Raw genomic sequence first — 19,290 nt, forward strand, 5'->3', positions numbered from 1 at the left:
TCGCTATGACGCTCTCTGTTTTCTGCATTCTATTATTCGCCGCCCTGCTGCATGCCAGCTGGAACGCCATCGTAAAAGCCGGAACGGATAAACTCTACGCCGCGATCGGCGTTAGCGGCTCCGCGGCGCTTATCGCCCTGATCCTGCTACCCTTCTCGCCGCAGCCCTCCGCCGCCAGCTGGCCTTTTTTAGCGGTATCCTGCGCGTTACAGGTGGTGTACACGGTGCTGGTGGCAAAAACCTATCAGGTTTCTGATATGAGCCAAACCTATCCCCTGATGCGCGGCACGGCCCCGCTGCTGGTCGCGCTGATTAGCGTCCTGGCATTAGAGGATACGCTTTCGTGGCTCGCCTGGGGTGGGATCGGCGTCATCTGTCTGTCGATACTGGCTATGGCGCTGAATGGCCGCATCCAGTCACGCAAGGGCATCTGGCTGGCGCTGTTGAACGCCTGCTTTATCGCCGGGTATACGCTGGTGGACGGCACCGGCGTGCGTCTGTCTGACACCGCGCTGGGCTATACGCTGTGGACCTTCTTTATGAACGGCTTCTGTCTGCTCTGCTGGGCGATGGTGGCGCGCCGCCGCGAAGCGTCCAACTATCTGCGCCTGCACTGGAAAAAAGGATTGTTTGGCGGGGCGGGAACCATGGGATCGTACGGCCTGGCCCTGTGGGCCATGACCCAGGCTCCGCTGGCCGTGGTCGCGGCTCTGCGCGAAACGTCGATACTTTTCGGCGCGCTTATCGCTTTTCTACTCTTAAAAGAGCGGGTTGCTGGCGTACGCATCGCTGCTGCGCTGGGCATTGCCTGCGGAGCTATTCTGTTACGCCTGGCGTAACACCCAGGCAATATTAGTTGCCAACATTGTTCATAAATCCTGCCTTTTTACTCTTGCTCATTCATCAGCCTGATACTTAACTTATCGCCGTACTGTGGTAGATTTCTCGCGCATTTATGGAATGCGCAGTGACTTATTCTTTATTTCTCTTATTTGGCAAACATATTCGGCGACATGAAAAGACAAAGGAACGTTAACTTATTGTTGATGCTGGTGTTACTGGTGGCGGTCGGTCAGATGGCGCAAACCATCTACATTCCAGCCATTGCCGACATGGCAAAGGACTTTCACGTCCGTGACGGCGCAGTGCAGAGCGTGATGGCGGCCTATCTGCTGACCTATGGCCTCTCGCAGCTCGTCTATGGCCCCTTGTCCGATCGCGTAGGGCGTCGCCCGGTTATTTTAGTGGGCATGAGCATCTTCATGGTGGCGACGCTGATTGCCCTGACCACCCATAGCCTGACCGTATTAATTGCAGCCAGCGCGTTGCAGGGTGTCGGGACCGGCGTCGGCGGCGTGATGGCGCGAACCTTACCGCGTGATATGTATCAGGGTACCCAGCTTCGTCATGCCAACAGCCTGTTAAACATGGGAATTCTGGTGAGTCCGCTGCTGGCTCCGCTGATTGGCGGCCTGCTGAATACCCTCTGGTCATGGCGCGCCTGCTTCGCCTTCCTTCTGGTGCTGTGCGTGTTAGTCACCTTCAGCATGGCGCGCTGGATGCCCGAAACCCGGCCCGCAGACGCTCCGCGCACGAAACTGCTCACCAGCTACAAAGTGCTTTTTGGTAGCGGGTCATTCAACTGCTATCTGCTGATGCTGATTGGTGGCCTGGCGGGTATTGCCGTATTTGAAGCCTGCTCCGGCGTACTGTTAGGCGCAGGACTCGGTCTGAGCAGTATGGTGGTAAGCATTCTGTTTATTCTGCCGATCCCGGCGGCCTTCTTTGGCGCATGGTTCGCCGGACGCCAGAATAAACGCTTCTCCACCCTGATGTGGCAGTCGGTGATGAGCTGCCTGCTGGCAGGGGTGATGATGTGGATCCCGGGCCTGTTTGGCGTAATGAGCGTCTGGACCCTGCTGATCCCGGCGGCGCTGTTCTTCTTTGGCGCGGGGATGCTCTTCCCACTCGCCACCAGTGGCGCAATGGAGCCGTTCCCGTTCCTCGCCGGGACGGCGGGCGCGCTGGTCGGTGGTCTACAGAATATCGGTTCCGGCGCGCTGGCATGGCTCTCTGCCCTGATGCCGCAAACCGGCCAGGCTAGTCTCGGTTTATTGATGACCCTGATGGGACTGCTAATTTTACTGTGCTGGCTGCCGCTGGCGTCGCGTGTCCCGCATCACGAACAGCCTGTTTAACATTATGATGGCCCGGCTTCTCGCCGGGCTTTTCACATGTCGGGGCCACCATTGTCTTCAGCAGTGGTTCGGCGATGGGACGCCACGCCCCCTCTTCGCCATCGTAAAACTGCGAATCGGCATTGATGGCGTAAGGAATTTTTGCCTGCTGCAGCTCACAGGCCATAAAGGTGGCAAAGGCCATTTGCGACGCGGTGGGGGTAAAATGGCTCGATTCACCGACGCCCCAGCCGCCTACCCAGCTAACGTGGCCGGTTTTTTGCTGCCAGCGCAGCGCGACGTTGATGCGATTTCGAATCGCTGACTTCTCCGCCGCCGTGCCCGATGTCCACGGATACTTGCCGTTACTCTTGAGCGGTCCCCACGGGAAGATATGCCACTCCGCCAGCAGGTAATTTTGGCTGTGTGCGGGTAGCTTCAGGTTAGCGAGATCCTCCGGGGCCGCACGCAGGCGCGGCGCGATAAAGATCATGCGCTGTGGGTCAATATCATGAATGGCTTTGATGGTTTTTTCGTAGACGCGGTTGAGCGAGGCGAGATTATGGTTCAGCTTGTCTGCGGGTTCATAAATAAGATCGAAGCCTAACTGCGGCGAGCTGTTACCAAAGTAGTGCGCAACGGCGATCCACCAATTCACCACCTCTTTTTCATTCTCGGGTTTCGGATCGTTTTTATACTCATCAGCCTGCCAGGCGATAATCGGGATCACGCCGTACTGCTCGCAGGCTTGAACCAGCTTACGCAGATGAATCAGCCGCGCCTCCGTCGGCTCGCCTGCTACCCGGATGCGGACATGGCGGATCCCCTGCGCGGCAAAATCCCGCACGACTAACGGATCGAACTCGCGGATGCCGCGCTCGGTGCGCGCCCAGTCAACGTCCATCCCGACGCCGAGCTGCACCGCATAGCGTGCGGCCGTCAGCGGCGGCTCAGCATAAACGGCAGGGGTGGCAAGCAGTAACGCAGCAGCAATGGAAAGCTTATACACGGGTAGCCTGAAAAGGTGAGTTAACGCACCGCTATTTTTTAGCATGCTTTTTTAACTGGCGTGTAGCGCAGCGAGAAGAAAAAGTGCGATCTGCTGGAAATGGGTAGCGGCAAACAGCAGCGCCAGCGAGAGCACCCCTAGCGCGACCAGCAGCTTGTCCCGCACCGCTGACGGGCGCAGAAAGTCGCTGCGTCCGACGTCCATCAGGTTACGTTTCAGGGTGTAGCGCCAGAGGATCAGCGCCACCGCCGCCAGCAGGGCAATCGCCACCCAGAAAGCCGATCCAGCCTGCTGCCCGTTGTGCTTTACCGCCAGCATCAGCAACGCGCCGTAGCCCAGCAGGGTGCGCAGCCAGGCAAGCGACGTGCGCTCGGGCTGCAGGCCGGGGTCCTGCTCACGGCGGGCTTTGCGGCTATCCGGCATAGAAGACCAGCGCCATCACCACCGCGGCAACGACGAGCAGCATGATGCTAATTACCAGCAGGCTATAGGTATAGGGCAGATCCTGCTTCAGGCGCATCGCCTTCTCATTGCGCAGCCAGCGCAGGTAGCCAAAAACGGCCAGCCCGCCGGAGGTAAGACAGAGCAGCAGCGCCAGCAGCTCGCGAATAAGCGGGGTGGCAAAATCCGGGGCGAGCTGATCGAGGCCTACCCCCGCCGCCAGAAAACCCAGCGCGGTGCGGATCCAGGCGAGAAAAGTGCGCTCGTTTGCCAGCGAGAAGCGGTAGTCCGGCGCTTCACCGAGGCGAGAAATTTTCATGCGGTATCCTTGTGGTTGTCCTGACCGTAAAGCGATAGGGCCAGCATGCCACACTGCGGGAGAGAGTTCATCCTTATGAAACTGTACGCCGCCGGGTGGCGCTCCGCTTACCCGGCCTACAGAGTAGATACAAAAAAGGCCCCATGCGGGGCCTTTTTACATCGTGCAGATTAGCTGTTCAGCGCCGGGCGCTCGCTAATGGCGATGCGCTGGGGAGCAATGGCTTCCGGCACGTTGCGGCTGATGTCGATATGCAGCAGCCCGTTATTGAAGGTGGCACCGGTGACCTCCATATGGTCGGCCAGGGTAAAGCTCAGGCTGAACGGCTGGATCACCAGCCCCTGATGCAGCCACTTCGGCTCGTTGGCCGGTTTTTCCGGGGTGCCTTTAACGCTGAGGCGCGTGCCCTCCAGCTGGATCTCCAGATCGTCCTGACGGAAACCGGCTAGCGCAAGGGTAATGCGGTAGTGGTTATCGTCGCTCTTCTCGATGTTATAGGGCGGGAAGGTCTGGCCTTCGCTGGCGTTTTGCAGGGCGTTGGCCAGTTTGTCAAAACCGATCCATTGACGCAGCAGCGGGGATAAATCGTAGTTACGCATGGTGTTTCTCCTTCTTTGAAGCAAGAAATGTTCTACGCATCGTGTGACGCGCATCTGCTCCCTGACGGCGAGCAAGGGTACGATCTGGGCCGCCACGGCGACCCGGGAAATTAGTTAATTTCGATACGGCGCGGTTTTTTCTCTTCTGGGATCACGCGTTCCAGTTCGATAAACAGCAGGCCGTTGACCAGATTCGCGCCGCGAACGTGAATGTTCTCAGCGATCTGGAATTTACGTTCGAAGTTACGTTCGGCGATGCCCTGATAGAGATAGCTACGCTCTTTTTGCTCGGTTGCACGAGCGCCTTTCACCACCAGCAGGTTGTCCTGAGCGGTGATCTCCAGTTCGCTTTCGGCAAAGCCGGCCACGGCAATCGCAATGCGATAGTGGTTTTCGTCAACAAGTTCAACGTTATACGGAGGATAGCCGCCGTTACTCTGGCTCTGGTTGTTTTCTAACAGGTTAAACAGGCGGTCAAAACCAATGGCAGAACGGTAAAGCGGAGAGAGATCGAAGTTACGCATACAATAAGCTCCTGAAATCAGCGAGAAATTTTTGAACCTTCCACTATGGACAGGCTCTTAAAGCCAGAACACCCCGTAGGCATGTTCTTCCGACTACGTTGTAAAAATGGGTGCAGCGAGAGAATTTTCAAGGGCAGAAGTCTGACTTTTTTTTGCACTTTCTCACTCAGGACATAGACTGAGTTACGACACTTAACGCTAAATTGCGATTGCCGCCACAGAGCGGCACACGAAAGCTATTCATTTCCCTTAAGGGTCGTTATAAGCAAGGAGTGCACGATGATAAGAAAAAAACCATCATGAAAAATGTTCTGTTAAAAGTGGCGATTGTCAGCGGAATGGTGACGCTGGGCGGCTGCTCCAGCGTGATGTCGCACACCGGCGGCAAAGAGGGGCTCTACCCCGGCACGCGCGCCAGTTCAAAAATGCTAATGGATGATGACGCGAACCTGGCGGTGAAATCATTTGTGGTGCTCGATATGCCGTTTACCGCCGTAGCCGATACGCTGCTGCTGCCCTGGGATATGTTCCGCAAAGACAACTCGGTAAAATCTCGCGTCGAGAAAGCGGAGGAGGCCAACCTGGCCACCAACTCCGTTATTCCCCCTGCGGCCATGCCCGCACCGTAAATTCGCTCTGGCCGATTACAGGCCGGTATCGGCCATCCACAGCTGGCGGAAGCCTGCGACGGTTGCCATCCACGCGATCTTCTTACCATCCGGAGAGAAGACCACCGCATCGGCCGAGGGCGGATGCTCAGGGTGAGTGTCGGTTAAAAATACGACCGTTCCCATCGCGCTATCGCACAGGGCGATGCGGTTCTCCAGCACAAAACCGAGCGCCGCGCCGGAGGGGTGCCAGTTAAACGCCGACTGGATGTCCGTGGCGTTATGCGTCAGCTGGCGCGGCTCGCCGCCCTCTGCGGCAATCAGCCAGAGCTGCACCACGCCTGCCTCATCACGCATCAAAAAAGCAATGTTACTGCCCCGCGGGTTGCTGCGCACCCAGTGGCGTGGCACGTTGACCAGCCCCGGATAACGACGCTGGTGGGTAAAGGTAAGCCGCCGCTGCTGCACCCCCGCCGGCGGCGACGGCATCGTGGTTGATGTGCCAGCCAGCGGGACGTCTCCCGCCCGCTTCCAGCCCTGCTCATCAGCGGGCAGATCGACGATAAACAGTTCAGGCACTTTTTCACCGTTTAACGCCAGCGTATCGCCAATAAACGCCAGCCTGCCGTTGCCTACCCAGCCCTCTTCATAGGCGCGGTTGATCTCATCGCTGCCGGGCGCAGGGGTTGGCGTCGTGCGGCTGACCAGCACGCACCAGTGGCTGCCAGCATACTCTCGCGGATGATTGCCCCCAGGCAGAACCGGCCCAAAGGGAACGGCGACGCCGACGTTGCGCAGATCCAGCTCTGGATCGCGCTCGTGCAGCACGTGGTCGTTATAGGTAAAGCTCACCTTGCTACCGTCCGGGCTGAACACATGCACGTGGCTGCCGCCGCGCAGCGCGCCGGGGGTATAGGGTTCGGTGATATCCAGCGCATCGAGATTGCTCGCCCTGCCGTCTTGCACAATTACCCCCTGGCGATGGTGGAAATCGTACTGCCAGCTCTCGTCCGGATCCTGCGGCCCGTGAATAAACACATACTTCTCTTCGCTGGGATGAACGGTCACCACGCCAACGTGCGCGCCCTGGGTCGCGGTATAGATTATCTCAACCTCACCGGTCTCCACGTTGACGCGTTCAATGGTTTTACCGGTAAAGGAGGCGCCGGAAGGACGCACGTCAAACACCAGCCACTGGCTGTCGGGCGTCCAGGTATTGATATTGGTCAGCTGATGATGGCGGGGAGCGAAGGTGATTTGTTTCATGAAGAGACCCTGATGCGCAGATGTCGCATCAGGGTAAGAGATCTACAGCAAAAAAACTATCAGGGAACCGGTGTTACCAGCGGTTCACCCTCAAACCAGGCCTGAACGTTCTCTAACACCAGGCGTGACATCTCCCGACGCGTTTCCCAGGTTGCGCTGGCCATATGGGGAGTGATGACCACGTTATCGCGCTGTTGCAGCGCGGCAGGCACGTTGGGCTCATCGGCAAAAACGTCCAGTCCGGCACCGGCAATCGTGCCACTCTCCAGGGCAGCGATCAGCGCGGCTTCGTCCACCACGCTGCCGCGTGAGATGTTGATCAGCACGCCCTGCTGGCCAAGCGCCTCGAGTACCGACGGGTTTATCAGCGCTTTTGTCTCTGCGCCACCCGGCGCACAGACCATCAGAAAATCGCTCTGCTCTGCCAGCTCGCGCAGATCGGCGACGTAATCCCACGGCAGTGCGCTGTGTGCCTTGCGGTCAGTGTAGGCAATATGCATATCAAACCCGCTGGCACGACGCGCGATGGCCTGGCCAATTCGCCCCATGCCGAGAATACCCAGACGCGCGCCAGAAACCTTGCGCGTCCACTGAAAGCCACCCGCCGACCAGTCGCCCTGCTCAATAAACTTCTGCGCAGCCACGATGCGGCGCGAGGTTGCCAGCATCAGGCCAATAGCCAGATCGGCCACATCATCAGTCAGTACGCCCGGTGTATGGGTCACCGCCACGCCGTGATCCCGTGCCGCCGCCACGTCGACGCCATCGTAACCCACGCCAAAGACGGCGATCAGCTTCAGGGCAGGCAGCGAGGCGATAAAGTCACGCGTCACTACCGCTTCGCCGTTGGTTATCACCACCGTAACTTCATCAGCGATAGCGGCGAGCTTAGCGGTATCCATCTCAGCCAGATCGTATAGGTCGTAGCGCGTTTGCAGTTCAGCGGTGAGCGCATCCGGCAGACCCGCCTGTTTCAGTACTTTCTGTTTCATATCGTTTTCCTATCAGGAGAGGCGTGTAGCGGTTCGTTTTGCGGCTTTTGGCTGCGTCGGACGCGAGACCAGGATGCCAATAATGCCGCCGAGGATCAGCGCTACCGCCACAATCAGCAGTCCATAGTGGTAGCTGTTGGTGGCATCTTTGATTTTGCCCAGCAGCGGCGGGAGGCCGAGACCGACAAAGTTAGCCACCGTGTTAATGAAGGCGATAGAGGCCGCTGCGGCAACGCCAGCCAGCTTCTCGGTGGTCACGGCCCAAAAGATCGGCGTCAGCGCAAAGTTGAAGCCAACGGTTAGGATCAGCAGGAAGTAAGCCACCAGCAGATTGCTGGAGTAGATAGCGATAGCCAGCGACAGCCCGGAGATAATCAGCGGCAGCCCAAGGTGCAGCGAACGTTCCCTGGTGGTATCAGAGTGGCGGCCATTGAAATACATAAACAAGCAGGCAGCGATAAAGGGCACGGCAGAGAGCAGGCTGATAACGATGTTGCTCTGATCACTGGCCATACTTTTGATGATCAGCGGCAGGAACAGCGTAATACCGATAGAGCCAAAGGCTTGCAGGAACCACACCAGGCTCAGCAGCAGCACGGTCTTGTTTTTCAGCGCGCTCATCCAGCTGTGGTTTTTACCCACCTCAACCCCGGCGTTGTCGCGCTCTAGCTCCGCCTTCAGCCAGCCTTTCTGCTCCGGCGTCAGCCACGCGGCGTGATCCGGCGTCTGCGGCAAGCGCCACAGCACCATGATCCCCAGAGCGATGGCAGGAATGCCCTCCAGCGCAAACAGCCAGCGCCAGCCTGCAATATCAGCAATACCGTGCATGTTTAGAATCGAGCCAGAGATCGGCAGGCCGACAATCGACGCCATCACCGAGCCCATGTAGAAGAACGACATGGCCCGCGCACGGTTGCTTTTCGGGAACCAGCAGGAGATGTAGTAAATAATGCCCGGCGTAAAGCCCGCTTCCGCCATACCGAGTAAAAAGCGCATGACGTAGAGCTGCGTGGGCGTTTGCACCAGCGACATCCCGGCGCTGACGATACCCCAGGTAATCATAATCCTGGCGATCCATATCCGGGCACCTACTCGCGTCATAATAACGTTGCTGGGGATTTCAAAAATAATATACGAGATATAGAACATCCCGACGCCAAGGCCATACATACTGGCGCTCAGGCCGAGATCGGCATTCATTTGCAATGCCGCAATAGAGATATTGGTTTTATCAAGGTTAGCGACAAAATAACAGATAATGATGAAAGGAATTATTTTCGCATTAAGCTGTTTTAAGGTTGTAGAGTACAGATCGGTATTCATAGTAAAAACCTCACCCAGCCGTATATGCGCGAGGCGATCCCTCTGTTCATATACAGGCAGTTAGCTATCGTTATTTTTTTGAATCAGGAAATTACCACTCGGCTACGGAACCGTCTTCATGTCGCCATAATGGATTGCGCCAGTCGGTGACATCTTTACTGCGGGCAATAACCTGCTCCTCATCAATCTCTACGCCCAGGCCTGGCTTCATCAGCGGTTTGAAGAAGCCGCCTTCCATGTTGAAGTCCTCTTTGTTTTTCACAAAGTCGAGCAGCTCCGCGCCCTGATTGTAGTGAATGCCCATGCTCTGCTCCTGGAACACCGCATTGTGGGAGACAAAGTCCACGTGCAGACAGGCCGCCAGCGCAATAGGGCCAAGCGGACAGTGCGGCGCCAGCGCCACGTCGTACGCCTCTGCCATGCCAGCAATTTTGTAGCACTCGGTAATGCCCCCTGCGTGGGAGAGATCGGGCTGAAGAATGGCCAGACCGCCCGCTTCCAGCACGCGCTTAAATTCGAAGCGTGAGAACATCCGCTCCCCGGCGGCAATCGGAATATGGGTTTGCGCAGCCAGCTTCGGATAATATTCCGCCTGCTCGGCCAGCACTGGCTCTTCAATAAACAGCGGACGGTACGGCTCCAGCTCTTTAATTAATATTTTCGCCATCGGTGCGCTAACGCGGCCGTGGAAATCGAGGCCAAATTCAATTTCATTGCCAAAGGCTTCGCGGATCTGCGCGGCGGTATTTACCGCGGCTTCCACTTTACGGAAATCATCAATAATCGATAGCTCTTCGCAGCCGTTTAATTTAAACGTATCGAAGCCAATTTCGCGCAGTTTAGTAATGCCCGCGATGGCTTCCGACGGGCGATCGCCGCCCACCCAGCTGTAGGCCTTGATTTTATCGCGTACCAGACCGCCCATCAGCTGCCAGACCGGGGCATTCAATACTTTACCTTTAATGTCCCAGAGCGCCTGGTCTATACCGGCGATGGCGCTCATCAGGATCGGGCCGCCACGGTAGAAGCCCGCGCGATACATGACCTGCCACAGGTCGTTGATGCGAGCTGGATCCTGGCCAATCAGATATTCGCCCAGCTCGTGAACGGCCGCCTCAACGGTACGCGCCCGGCCTTCGATCACCGGTTCACCCCAGCCTACCACGCCTTCGTCGGTCTCGATTTTCAAAAACATCCAGCGCGGGGGTAAACGGTAGGTGGTTAGTTTAGTAATTTTCATAGCACTGCCTCTCGATACGCTTTTACAAATGCAACTGCCTGCTGCGCGGTGCGCTCAACGGATTGCCCGGCACGGTAGAGATCGCTGCCCAGTCCGGCACCGGCACAGCCTGCCTTGAGCCACTGGGTCAGGTTTTCCGGCGTGACACCCCCCACGGCGAACACAGGGATTTCCGGCGGAAGCACGGCCTTCAGCGCTTTGATGTAGTCCGGGCCAAACGCCGAAGAGGGGAATATTTTCAGCGACTGGGCACCGGCCTCAATCGCCGTAAAGGCTTCGGTTGCCGTCGCACAGCCGGGGCAGACCGTCATGCCGTACGCTACCGCCCGGCGGATAATCTCCGGGTTAATATTTGGCGTGACCAGCAGGGTGCAGCCCATTTCGGCAAGCGTATCGACCTGCTCAGGCTTTAATACCGTGCCCGCGCCAATTAAGGCTTTATCACCAAAGGCTTTTACCATTGCGGGAATGCTCTCTTCCCAGCGGGGCGAGTTGAGCGGAATTTCGACCGCTTCAAACCCGGCCTCGATCACCGCCGCCACGTGGGCGTGCGCCTCTTCGGGCGTGATGCCGCGCAGAATTGCGATTAGCGGGAGTTTATTTTGCCACTGCATGAGCGATGCTCCTTATACCTGCCTGAAATGCGTCGTCGCCGCGTAGCGCCTGCGTCTTATAGCCCAGCAGGTCAAAAGCCTGCTGATAGCGTGCGGTCAGCGAGGGGTTGGCGACGAGCGTGATGGTCTGCTGCGGCGCGATCCAGGCTTTCATGCTCGCCAATTCGCTGCCAATGAGCAGACCGGAAAGAAATTCACTCACCTGTTCACGCGCCAGCGCGCCGAGCACGTGGGAAGCCCGCACTTCAAACAGGCGAGGCAGCAGATCGGGCGAGTCGAGGCCGCGAGTTAAGCCAGCGGTAAAGGCATCCGGGGAGGTTTCCTGCTCAGGGAGGCCTGCACCCACCAGCGTATGGTTAAGCAGCACATGGTGCAGTTCGCCGGTCATCACGGTGTGAAAGTCGCTTACCTGCTCGCTATCGGCCAGCACCCATTTGCAGTGAGTGCCGGGCATGACATACACCTGGGCGGGCTGCAGTTCGCGCGCGCCGAGCAGCTGGGTCTCTTCGCCGCGCATCACGTTATGATTATCTTCCCGGTTGACGCACAGGCCGGGAACGATCCAGATATTGTCGGCAACGGCGGTAATCTGCTGGCCAATGTCGTCAAAGCGGGCCGGGCAAGGTAGATACGGGACGTTGACCCAGCCGGCATTGCTGCCGACCATGCCCGCCATCACCACGGGGGTGTTTTCCCGCGCCCAGCCCTCGGTGATCTGCGCTAATACCGCCTCGAAGGTGCGTCCGTTCAGGCGGGTTACGCCCGCTTCAGACTGCCTGCTTTCAAGGCATTCATCGCCCTGATAGTGCCAGGCGCGAAGATTGGTGGAACCCCAGTCAATGGCGATATAGCGTGATGTCATGTTATTTCCTTCAGCCTTTGAGTTGAGCTGGCGATCATGGTCAGCGCCGCCTGCTCTGCTGCATCGCCGTCCTGATGCCGGATCGCATCAAACAGCGCCTTATGTTCCTGAAGCGTCTTCGGCATGTTGGCCTCGTCCCCGCGCCAGGTCTGTTCAAATACTGCCCGCTGCAGGGAGCCAATCGCCACCGTCAGCTGCTGGAGAACGGGGTTGTGCACCGACTGCAGCACGGCGTCGTGATAGCGGATATCCGCTTCGTTGAACGCTTCCCGATTCTGGTTATTGGCGATCATGTCGTTGAGCGCCGCCTCAATCTGCGCCAGATCGCTGGAGGTAGCTCGCTCAGCCGCCCAGCGGGCAATGGCTGGCTCTACCAGGTTGCGCACCTCGCTCATCGCGCTGATAAGTCGGGGGTCGTAGTCGTTCTCCAGCACCCACTGCAGCACCTCGGTATCAAGGTAGTTCCACTGGTTGCGTGCCGCGACAAACGCCCCGCGATAGCGCTTCATCTCAATGAGCCGCTTCGCCATCAGGGAGCGAAAGACTTCCCGGATGATGTTGCGCGAGGTTTCAAACTCTTCACACAGGTCGGTCTCGGAAGGTAGCCCTGCGCCAGGGACGTATTTGCCGCTGACAATCTGCCGCCCGAGGGTGGCGATGATGCGGTCCGTTTTTGTAATGGTCATGTCAGATCCTTTAAGAAGAGGCTTTACCATTACTTTATCCTTACCGGCGTAAAAGTCCGCACTATTGAAGTACAAATATGCGAGTCGTTCGCCATACCGTGAACAGATAGTAGTACAATCACTTTGGGTTGTACTACAATCCAGATCACAAAAACGACACGTGGTAAATAAACTGTGAAAAAACGGGGGGCAATAAAAAACCCGCAGCGGTGGGCTAATGCCAGTCAGTTAAGCTGCTGGAGAAGGGAAATATGTGACTCTGGTATATGTGTTCCGTTCACCTCATGTAGGGCAGAACATATAACGAGTGTCACACGTGAACGTGATAAGGGGGCCACCGCGGCCCCCTTATCGATCCCCGCGGCCCCGCAGGGAAACCGGTGCTGCGCACTGCGCTCACCTCCCGTCCGGCTGACCGACGGTCGGCTCGACTCGAGATTACTCGTCCCATCCCCAGGACTCGCCCCTTCGGGGCCAACGCAAAGCGTTGTTCAAAATCGCTCCGGGCGATTTTGTCCTGTCTCGTTTCGCCTCTGGCCGCCCTCCCTGGCGTCCAGTCCTTGTCATCCGGTCTCCGGTTCGCCGGTTTCAGCGGGGACTCAACACCCGCGCTGTGAGACTGGAATCTATAGCGACAAAGACATCGCTGTAGGCTCGGAATTAAAGCGAGGTGTTGGGTCCGGCTGAAAATCGCCGGGGCGTTCACTTCTGGCCGGGGCAGCCCGCATGGATGCGGGCTGAGGGCGTGCCTTACAGGGAAGTTACCTCACGCCCGACCCGAAAGCCGGAAGGGATAAGCCGAGGCACCCGCGCAGCGGCGATTTTCCCTGCCGGGAGCCCGGGTCGCCAGGGTGGTGGCGGCGAGCCACCCTGGCACGTTCACGTGTGTAGGTTTCCCAAAGGAGCACCGTCCATGAGGTGAACGGAAACCTTAGCGACCCTTCATATTCTTCCCGCCCTTGCCAAAAAATGCCAGTCGGCTTAACTGACTGGCATTACAGCGGTGGGCGGGTTTTTAGCGAACGGGAGGAGCGAAATTTAGTTCAGGACAAACTTCTCGATAGCGTAAGCCACGCCATCTTCAAGGTTGGTTTTAGTCACAAAGTTAGCGACCTCTTTCACCGACGAAATAGCATTGTCCATGGCAACACCCATACCGGCATACTCCAGCATCGCGATGTCATTTTCCTGATCGCCAATCGCCATCACCTCTTCCGGCTTGATGTTCAGCGCATCGGCCAGCGATTTCACACCGGTGCCCTTGGTGACGCTTTTATCGAGGATTTCAAGGAAGTAAGGCGCACTTTTCAGCACGGTGTACTTCTCTTTTACCTCTGCCGGAATGCGCGCTATCGCCTGATCGAGGATCGCCGGCTCGTCAATCATCATGACTTTCAGCAGCTGGATGGCCGGATCCATCTTCTCGGCTTCGCAGAACACCAGCGGAATGGTCGCGACGTAGGATTCATGCACCGTGTAGTAACTGATGTCGCGGTTAGCGGTATAGAGCGTGTTGCGGTCGAGCGCGTGGAAATGGGAGCCTACCTCGCGGGAGAGCTGTTCGAGGTAGCGGTAGTCGTCATAGCTGAGCGGGGTCTGCGCCACGGTGCTGCCGTCGCTGGCTTTCTGCACCAGCGCGCCGTTATAGGTGATGCAGTAATCGCCTGGCCTGTCCATATGCAGCTCTTTCAAATAGTTGTGCACGCCGGCGTAGGGACGCCCGGTGGTGAGCACAACGTTGACCCCACGCTCACGCGCGGCGGCAATCGCATTTTTAACAGCAGGTGAAATGGTATGGTCCGGCAGCAGCAAGGTGCCGTCCATGTCGATTGCAATGAGTTTAATAGCCATGGTTTCCCCAGCGTAAAAGAGTTAACTCTTATGCTAGCGTGATTCTGCGCAAAAGACAGTAAGTGCAAGGAGGGAAAAGGGGGACAGGAGCGGAGCGGTATATTCCCCATTTACAGGAGTGGTAGCCCCGGCAGCGTCACTGCCGCCGGGGAACAGACCGATTAGATATCGATATTCGCCGCTTTCAGGGCGTTCTCTTCGATAAACGCACGACGCGGTTCAACGGCATCGCCCATCAGCGTAGTGAAGAGCTGGTCGGCAGCAATCGCATCCTTCACGGTCACGCGCAGCATGCGGCGGCTCTCCGGATCCATGGTGGTTTCCCACAGCTGCTCCGGGTTCATCTCGCCCAGCCCTTTATAGCGCTGAATCGCCAGGCCACGACGGGACTCCTTCACCAGCCACTCCAGCGCCTGCTCAAAGCTGGCAATCGGCTGACGACGCTCGCCACGTTCGATATAGGCATCCTCTTCGATCAGGCCGCGCAGCTTCTCACCCAGCGTGCACAGACGACGATACTCACCACCGATAATGAACTCATGATCCAGCGGATAGTCGGTATCCACACCGTGAGTACGCACGCGGATAATCGGCTCGAACTGTTTCAGCTCGGCGTCTTCACGCACGTCGTACTTCCAGGTGCTGCCGTGCACGTCGTTTTCGTTCAGCGTGGCGATCAGCGCAGAGACCCAGCGGGTCACTTTCGCTTCGTCTGTGAGATCGGCCTCTTGCAGCGTCGGCTGGTAGACAAGCTCTTTCAGCAGCGCACGCGGGAAACGACGCTCCATGCGGGTAATCATTTTCTGCGTGGCGTTATACTCGGAGACCATTTTCTCCAGCGCCTCACCGGCCAGCGCAGGTGCGCCTTCGGTAGTGTGCAGGGTGGCACCATCCAACGCGATAGAGATCTGATACTGATCCATCGCCTCGTCATCCTTGATGTACTGCTCCTGCTTGCCCTTTTTCACCTTGTAGAGCGGCGGCTGAGCGATGTACACGTGACCACGCTCAATGATCTCCGGCATCTGGCGATAGAAGAAGGTCAGCAGCAGCGTACGGATGTGCGAGCCATCAACGTCCGCATCGGTCATGATGATGATGCTGTGATAGCGCAGCTTGTCCGGGTTGTACTCGTCACGGCCAATGCCGCAGCCCAGGGCGGTGATCAGCGTCGCCACTTCCTGAGAGGCCAGCATCTTGTCGAAACGGGCCTTCTCAACGTTAAGGATCTTACCCTTCAGCGGCAGGATAGCCTGATTCTTACGGTTACGGCCCTGCTTCGCCGAGCCGCCCGCCGAGTCCCCTTCCACCAGGTAGAGTTCGGAGTGGGCCGGGTCGCGTTCCTGACAGTCCGCCAGCTTGCCCGGCAGGCCTGCGAGATCCAGCGCGCCTTTACGGCGGGTCATCTCACGGGCACGACGTGCGGCTTCACGGGCGCGGGCCGCGTCGATAATTTTACCGACGACGATTTTAGCGTCGGACGGGTTTTCCAGCAGGTATTCGCTCAGCAGCTCGTTCATCTGCTGTTCAACCGCCGATTTCACCTCAGAGGAGACCAGCTTGTCTTTGGTCTGAGAGGAGAATTTCGGATCCGGCACTTTTACCGAAACAACGGCGATCAGGCCTTCACGGGCGTCATCACCGGTAGCGCTGACCTTGGCTTTCTTGCTGTAGCCCTCTTTGTCCATGTAGGCATTCAGGGTACGGGTCATTGCCGCACGGAAGCCCGCAAGGTGGGTACCGCCGTCGCGCTGCGGAATGTTGTTGGTAAAGCAGTAGATGTTTTCCTGGAAGCCATCGTTCCACTGGAGCGCAACTTCTACGCCGATACCGTCTTTTTCTGTGGAGAAATAGAACACGTTCGGGTGAATAGGCGTTTTGTTCTTGTTGAGGTACTCAACAAAGGCCTTGATGCCGCCTTCGTAATGGAAGTGGTCCTCTTTACCGTCGCGCTTGTCCTGCAGGCGAATGGAAACGCCAGAGTTCAGGAATGACAGCTCGCGCAGGCGCTTGGCCAGGATATCGTACTCAAATTCGGTGACGTTGGTGAAGGTCTCCAGGCTAGGCCAGAAACGCACCACGGTACCGGTAACGTCGGTATCGCCGGTCACTGCCAGCGGTGCCTGCGGCACACCGTGCACGTAGGTCTGCTGGTGCACTTTGCCTTCACGGCGGATCAGCAGCTCAAGCTTTTGCGACAGGGCGTTAACCACGGAGACGCCCACGCCGTGCAGGCCGCCGGACACTTTATAGGAGTTATCATCGAATTTACCGCCTGCGTGCAGCACGGTCATGATAACTTCAGCGGCGGAGACGCCCTCTTCCGGGTGAATACCGGTCGGGATCCCACGGCCATCATCCGAGACCGACACGGAGTTATCGGCGTGGATCGTCACGACGATATCTTTACAGTGACCCGCGAGCGCCTCGTCGATAGCGTTATCTACCACCTCAAATACCATATGGTGCAGGCCGGTACCGTCATCCGTGTCGCCGATATACATACCCGGGCGCTTACGCACCGCATCCAGCCCTTTCAGGACTTTGATACTGGAGGAGTCATAAGAATTCGACATCAACGTTTCTCGCTCAATTTGTCTTGGATTAGTCTGCTATTTTACCCTTTTCCACGGTGAACATCTTCGAATTTTTGTCCGACATGTCCATTACGTGTTCAGCGCTAATCGCGCTAACAAAGACCTGTGACTGAGTGGCTTTTAAGCGGCTGGCCAGCAGCCCGCGCCGCGTGTCATCAAGCTCTGAGGCAAAATCATCTATGAGGTACAAACAGCGCCGCCCGCTCTCGCGGGTCAGGAACTCCCCCTGCGCCAGGCGCAGGGCGCACATCAGCAGCTTAAGCTGCCCGCGGGAGAGAGTATCCTCCACCGGCGCGCCGTCGGCACGAATGCGAAAATCCGCCTTGTGTGGGCCGTGGGCGGTATAGGTCAGCGCCCTGTCGCGCTCAAAGCTGCGCGCCAGCACCTCGCCGTAGTCAGCTTCTTTTTCCCAGCCGCGCTGGAAAGAGAAGCTCAGGGAGAACTCCGGCAGAAACTGCTTACAGGTGTCCGCCATGTCCTGGGCGATAGCGGTGCTGTACTCGGCTCGCCAGCGGCTGATCTGCTCCGCCAGCGGGATCAGCTCTTTGTCCCATGCACGAAGCTGGGCGTATTGCGTCACCTGGCGCAGGGCGGCGTTGCGCTGCTTCAGGAGCCGCTTCAGGTTGCTCCAGGCAGTAAAGAACCCGGCTTCGTTATGGAAGCATCCCCAGTCGAGGAAGGCTCTTCTGTATTTGGGGCCGCCGTTGAGTAAAGTAAACCCCTCGGGCGTAATCAGCTGCATTGGCATCAGCAGCGCCAGCTCGGCCACTTTGTGGCCGTCGGTGCCGTCGATGCGAACGGTGCTGTCCCCATGCTTATCTTTGGTCAGGCCGATGGAGGTTTCACGCTCTTCGCCCTGTAAACGACCATGCAGGATAAACGCCTCCTGCTCGTGGCGAATGACGCGACCAATCTGCAAACTGCGAAACGCCCGGCCGTGGCCGAGCGTATAGATCGCTTCCAGCACGCTGGTCTTGCCGCTGCCGTTAGCGCCAACTAAGAAGTTAAAGCCGGGGGAGAGAGCAAGATCCGCGCTTTCGATATTGCGAAAGTCGCGGATCAACAGGCGGGTGAGCGACATTACAGTCTCATTGGCATAACAACGTAAGCCGCACTTTGGCTGGCGGCATCTTCAATCTGTACGCTCGATACGGAATCGGTCAGCAGAATACGCACGTTTTCGCACTTCAGGGCGTTGAGTACGTCCAGCACGTAGCTAACGTTAAAGCCGATCTCCATTTCTGTCCCGGCGTAGGTGACGTCGAGGATCTCTTCGGCTTCTTCCTGCTCGGGGTTGTTAGCAGTGATCTTGAGCTGGTTTTCGCTGACGTAGAGACGCACGCCGCGGAACTTCTCGTTAGAGAGAATGGCCGCGCGGGCAAAGGCCTGCTTGAGAATATCGCACCCGGCGTCGAGGTGCTTATCCGGGTTCTTCGGCAGCACGCGGCGGTAGTCCGGGAAGCGACCATCCACCAGCTTGGAGGTGAAGATAAAGTCGCCCACGTGTGCGCGGATGTTATTGCTGCCAATCTGCACGCGCAGCGGTGTCTCTCCACCGTCGAGCATACGCATCAGCTCAATGACACCTTTACGCGGCACGATCACCGAATGGTTTGGCAGCGACTGCCCAACCGGCATGGAACAGACCGCCAGACGGTGGCCGTCGGTCGCCACGGTGCGCAGCTCTTCGCCTTCGGTTTCAAACAGCATGCCGTTCAGGTAGTAGCGCACGTCCTGATGGGCCATCGAGAACTGGGTCGCCTCGATCAGGCGCTTCATGGTCGCCTGCGGCAGGGTAAACTCTACTTCGCTCTGCCAGTCGTCGAGGTTCGGGAAATCCGCTGCCGGCAAGGTCGACAGTGAGAAACGGCTGCGCCCGGAGCGCACCAGCATCCGGTCGCCCTCCAGCTGCACGGCGATCTCTGCGCCTTCCGGCAGGCCGCGGCAAATATCGAAGAATTTGCGCGCCGGGACGGTGGTTGCGCCGGGTTCATGCGGCTGGGCCAGCACGACGCGGGCGACCATCTCCATCTCCAGATCGGTGCCGGTCAGGGACAGCGCGCCGTCGGCCACCTGCAGCAGCAGGTTGCCCAGGATCGGCAGCGTAGGACGGCCTCCCAGCGGGCCACTGACCTGCTGAAGCGGTTTTAATAGGTGTTCACGTTCAACGGTAAATTTCATA

19 protein-coding genes and 1 other annotated feature are annotated in these 19,290 nt (G+C 57.9%); of the genes, 3 read left to right on the forward strand and 16 right to left on the reverse strand.

All coding sequences use genetic code 11. The annotated features are described in order from the left end of the window. Nucleotides 1–5: 5 nt before the first annotated feature. Both NR795_RS17145 and emrD read left to right on the forward strand, forming a co-directional pair. The gene (locus tag NR795_RS17145) at nucleotides 6–839 is read left to right on the forward strand and encodes a DMT family transporter (protein ID WP_257758838.1); all 834 of its coding nucleotides are present in this window, start codon (nucleotides 6–8) and stop codon (nucleotides 837–839) included. 174 nt (nucleotides 840–1,013) lie between these two features. Next, a complete protein-coding gene (gene emrD / locus NR795_RS17150) occupies nucleotides 1,014–2,198 on the forward strand; it encodes a multidrug efflux MFS transporter EmrD (RefSeq protein WP_144818300.1) in 1,185 nt (394 codons plus the stop codon). On the opposite strand, the gene NR795_RS17155 is transcribed toward emrD, so the two are convergent. The 5 genes from NR795_RS17155 to ibpA all read right to left on the reverse strand — a co-directional run bounded on the left by NR795_RS17155 (nucleotide 2,101) and on the right by ibpA (nucleotide 5,069). Next, a complete protein-coding gene (locus tag NR795_RS17155; protein ID WP_257758839.1) occupies nucleotides 2,101–3,186 on the reverse strand; it encodes a glycoside hydrolase family 5 protein in 1,086 nt (361 codons plus the stop codon). The genes emrD and NR795_RS17155 overlap by 98 nt on opposite strands. Nucleotides 3,187–3,237: 51 nt before the next feature. After that, nucleotides 3,238–3,609, reverse strand: a complete 372-nt coding sequence (locus NR795_RS17160) for a DUF202 domain-containing protein (RefSeq protein WP_257758840.1) — start codon at nucleotides 3,607–3,609, stop codon at nucleotides 3,238–3,240. Then, the gene (locus NR795_RS17165; RefSeq protein ID WP_144818294.1) at nucleotides 3,599–3,946 is read right to left on the reverse strand and encodes a YidH family protein; all 348 of its coding nucleotides are present in this window, start codon (nucleotides 3,944–3,946) and stop codon (nucleotides 3,599–3,601) included. The genes NR795_RS17160 and NR795_RS17165 overlap by 11 nt, the downstream gene beginning before the upstream one ends. 170 nt (nucleotides 3,947–4,116) lie before the next feature. After that, nucleotides 4,117–4,545 (reverse strand): small heat shock chaperone IbpB, encoded by a 429-nt coding sequence (gene ibpB, locus NR795_RS17170; protein WP_042393451.1) that lies wholly within the window; start codon nucleotides 4,543–4,545, stop codon nucleotides 4,117–4,119. Between the two features lie 110 nt (nucleotides 4,546–4,655). Further along, complete coding sequence (gene ibpA, locus NR795_RS17175) at nucleotides 4,656–5,069, reverse strand: small heat shock chaperone IbpA (RefSeq protein ID WP_042393452.1); 414 nt, start codon at nucleotides 5,067–5,069, stop codon at nucleotides 4,656–4,658. Beyond that, nucleotides 5,063–5,137, reverse strand: a sequence feature (ROSE (Repression Of Heat Shock gene Expression) occurs in the 5'-region of heat shock genes and acts as an RNA thermometer to modulate expression.). It overlaps the preceding gene by 7 nt. Before the next feature lie 228 nt (nucleotides 5,138–5,365). Here ibpA and NR795_RS17180 point away from each other — a divergent pair. Beyond that, on the forward strand, nucleotides 5,366–5,698 hold the full coding sequence (locus tag NR795_RS17180; RefSeq protein ID WP_144818522.1) for a YceK/YidQ family lipoprotein: 333 nt from the start codon (nucleotides 5,366–5,368) through the stop codon (nucleotides 5,696–5,698). A gap of 15 nt (nucleotides 5,699–5,713) precedes the next feature. Here NR795_RS17180 and NR795_RS17185 read toward each other — a convergent pair whose 3' ends face one another. From NR795_RS17185 to dnaN, 11 genes are all read right to left on the reverse strand, one after another. Beyond that, nucleotides 5,714–6,943 carry a DUF3748 domain-containing protein gene (locus tag NR795_RS17185; protein ID WP_257758842.1) on the reverse strand — a complete coding sequence of 410 codons (1,230 nt, stop codon included), beginning with the start codon at nucleotides 6,941–6,943 and terminating at the stop codon, nucleotides 5,714–5,716. 59 nt (nucleotides 6,944–7,002) lie between these two features. Further along, complete coding sequence (locus NR795_RS17190) at nucleotides 7,003–7,935, reverse strand: 2-hydroxyacid dehydrogenase (RefSeq protein ID WP_144818287.1); 933 nt, start codon at nucleotides 7,933–7,935, stop codon at nucleotides 7,003–7,005. A gap of 12 nt (nucleotides 7,936–7,947) precedes the next feature. After that, entirely contained in the window at nucleotides 7,948–9,258 is a 1,311-nt protein-coding gene (locus tag NR795_RS17195) for an MFS transporter (RefSeq protein ID WP_257758843.1), read from the reverse strand. A gap of 91 nt (nucleotides 9,259–9,349) precedes the next feature. After that, nucleotides 9,350–10,498: a galactonate dehydratase gene (gene dgoD / locus NR795_RS17200; protein WP_257758844.1), complete on the reverse strand. Its 1,149-nt coding sequence runs from the start codon at nucleotides 10,496–10,498 to the stop codon at nucleotides 9,350–9,352. After that, nucleotides 10,495–11,112 (reverse strand): 2-dehydro-3-deoxy-6-phosphogalactonate aldolase, encoded by a 618-nt coding sequence (locus NR795_RS17205; protein WP_257758845.1) that lies wholly within the window; start codon nucleotides 11,110–11,112, stop codon nucleotides 10,495–10,497. The genes dgoD and NR795_RS17205 overlap by 4 nt, the downstream gene beginning before the upstream one ends. After that, on the reverse strand, nucleotides 11,096–11,974 hold the full coding sequence (locus NR795_RS17210) for a 2-dehydro-3-deoxygalactonokinase (RefSeq protein ID WP_257758846.1): 879 nt from the start codon (nucleotides 11,972–11,974) through the stop codon (nucleotides 11,096–11,098). The genes NR795_RS17205 and NR795_RS17210 overlap by 17 nt, the downstream gene beginning before the upstream one ends. Beyond that, nucleotides 11,971–12,660, reverse strand: a complete 690-nt coding sequence (gene dgoR, locus NR795_RS17215) for a D-galactonate utilization transcriptional regulator DgoR (RefSeq protein WP_103820568.1) — start codon at nucleotides 12,658–12,660, stop codon at nucleotides 11,971–11,973. Before dgoR ends, NR795_RS17210 begins: the two co-directional genes overlap by 4 nt. Nucleotides 12,661–13,698: 1,038 nt before the next feature. Continuing rightward, nucleotides 13,699–14,511, reverse strand: coding sequence for a sugar-phosphatase (yidA, locus tag NR795_RS17220; protein ID WP_257758847.1), 813 nt, complete (start codon nucleotides 14,509–14,511; stop codon nucleotides 13,699–13,701). 161 nt (nucleotides 14,512–14,672) lie between these two features. Then, nucleotides 14,673–17,087 (reverse strand): DNA topoisomerase (ATP-hydrolyzing) subunit B, encoded by a 2,415-nt coding sequence (gyrB, locus tag NR795_RS17225; protein WP_144818275.1) that lies wholly within the window; start codon nucleotides 17,085–17,087, stop codon nucleotides 14,673–14,675. A gap of 28 nt (nucleotides 17,088–17,115) precedes the next feature. Further along, the gene (gene recF, locus NR795_RS17230; RefSeq protein WP_257758848.1) at nucleotides 17,116–18,189 is read right to left on the reverse strand and encodes a DNA replication/repair protein RecF; all 1,074 of its coding nucleotides are present in this window, start codon (nucleotides 18,187–18,189) and stop codon (nucleotides 17,116–17,118) included. Beyond that, nucleotides 18,189–19,289: a DNA polymerase III subunit beta gene (dnaN, locus tag NR795_RS17235; protein ID WP_042393465.1), complete on the reverse strand. Its 1,101-nt coding sequence runs from the start codon at nucleotides 19,287–19,289 to the stop codon at nucleotides 18,189–18,191. The genes recF and dnaN overlap by 1 nt, the downstream gene beginning before the upstream one ends. Between the last annotated feature and the right edge of the window lies 1 nt (nucleotide 19,290).

Origin of the sequence: Pseudescherichia sp. L3, assembly GCF_024656065.1 — a bacterium.
Classification (GTDB): domain Bacteria; phylum Pseudomonadota; class Gammaproteobacteria; order Enterobacterales; family Enterobacteriaceae; genus Pseudescherichia.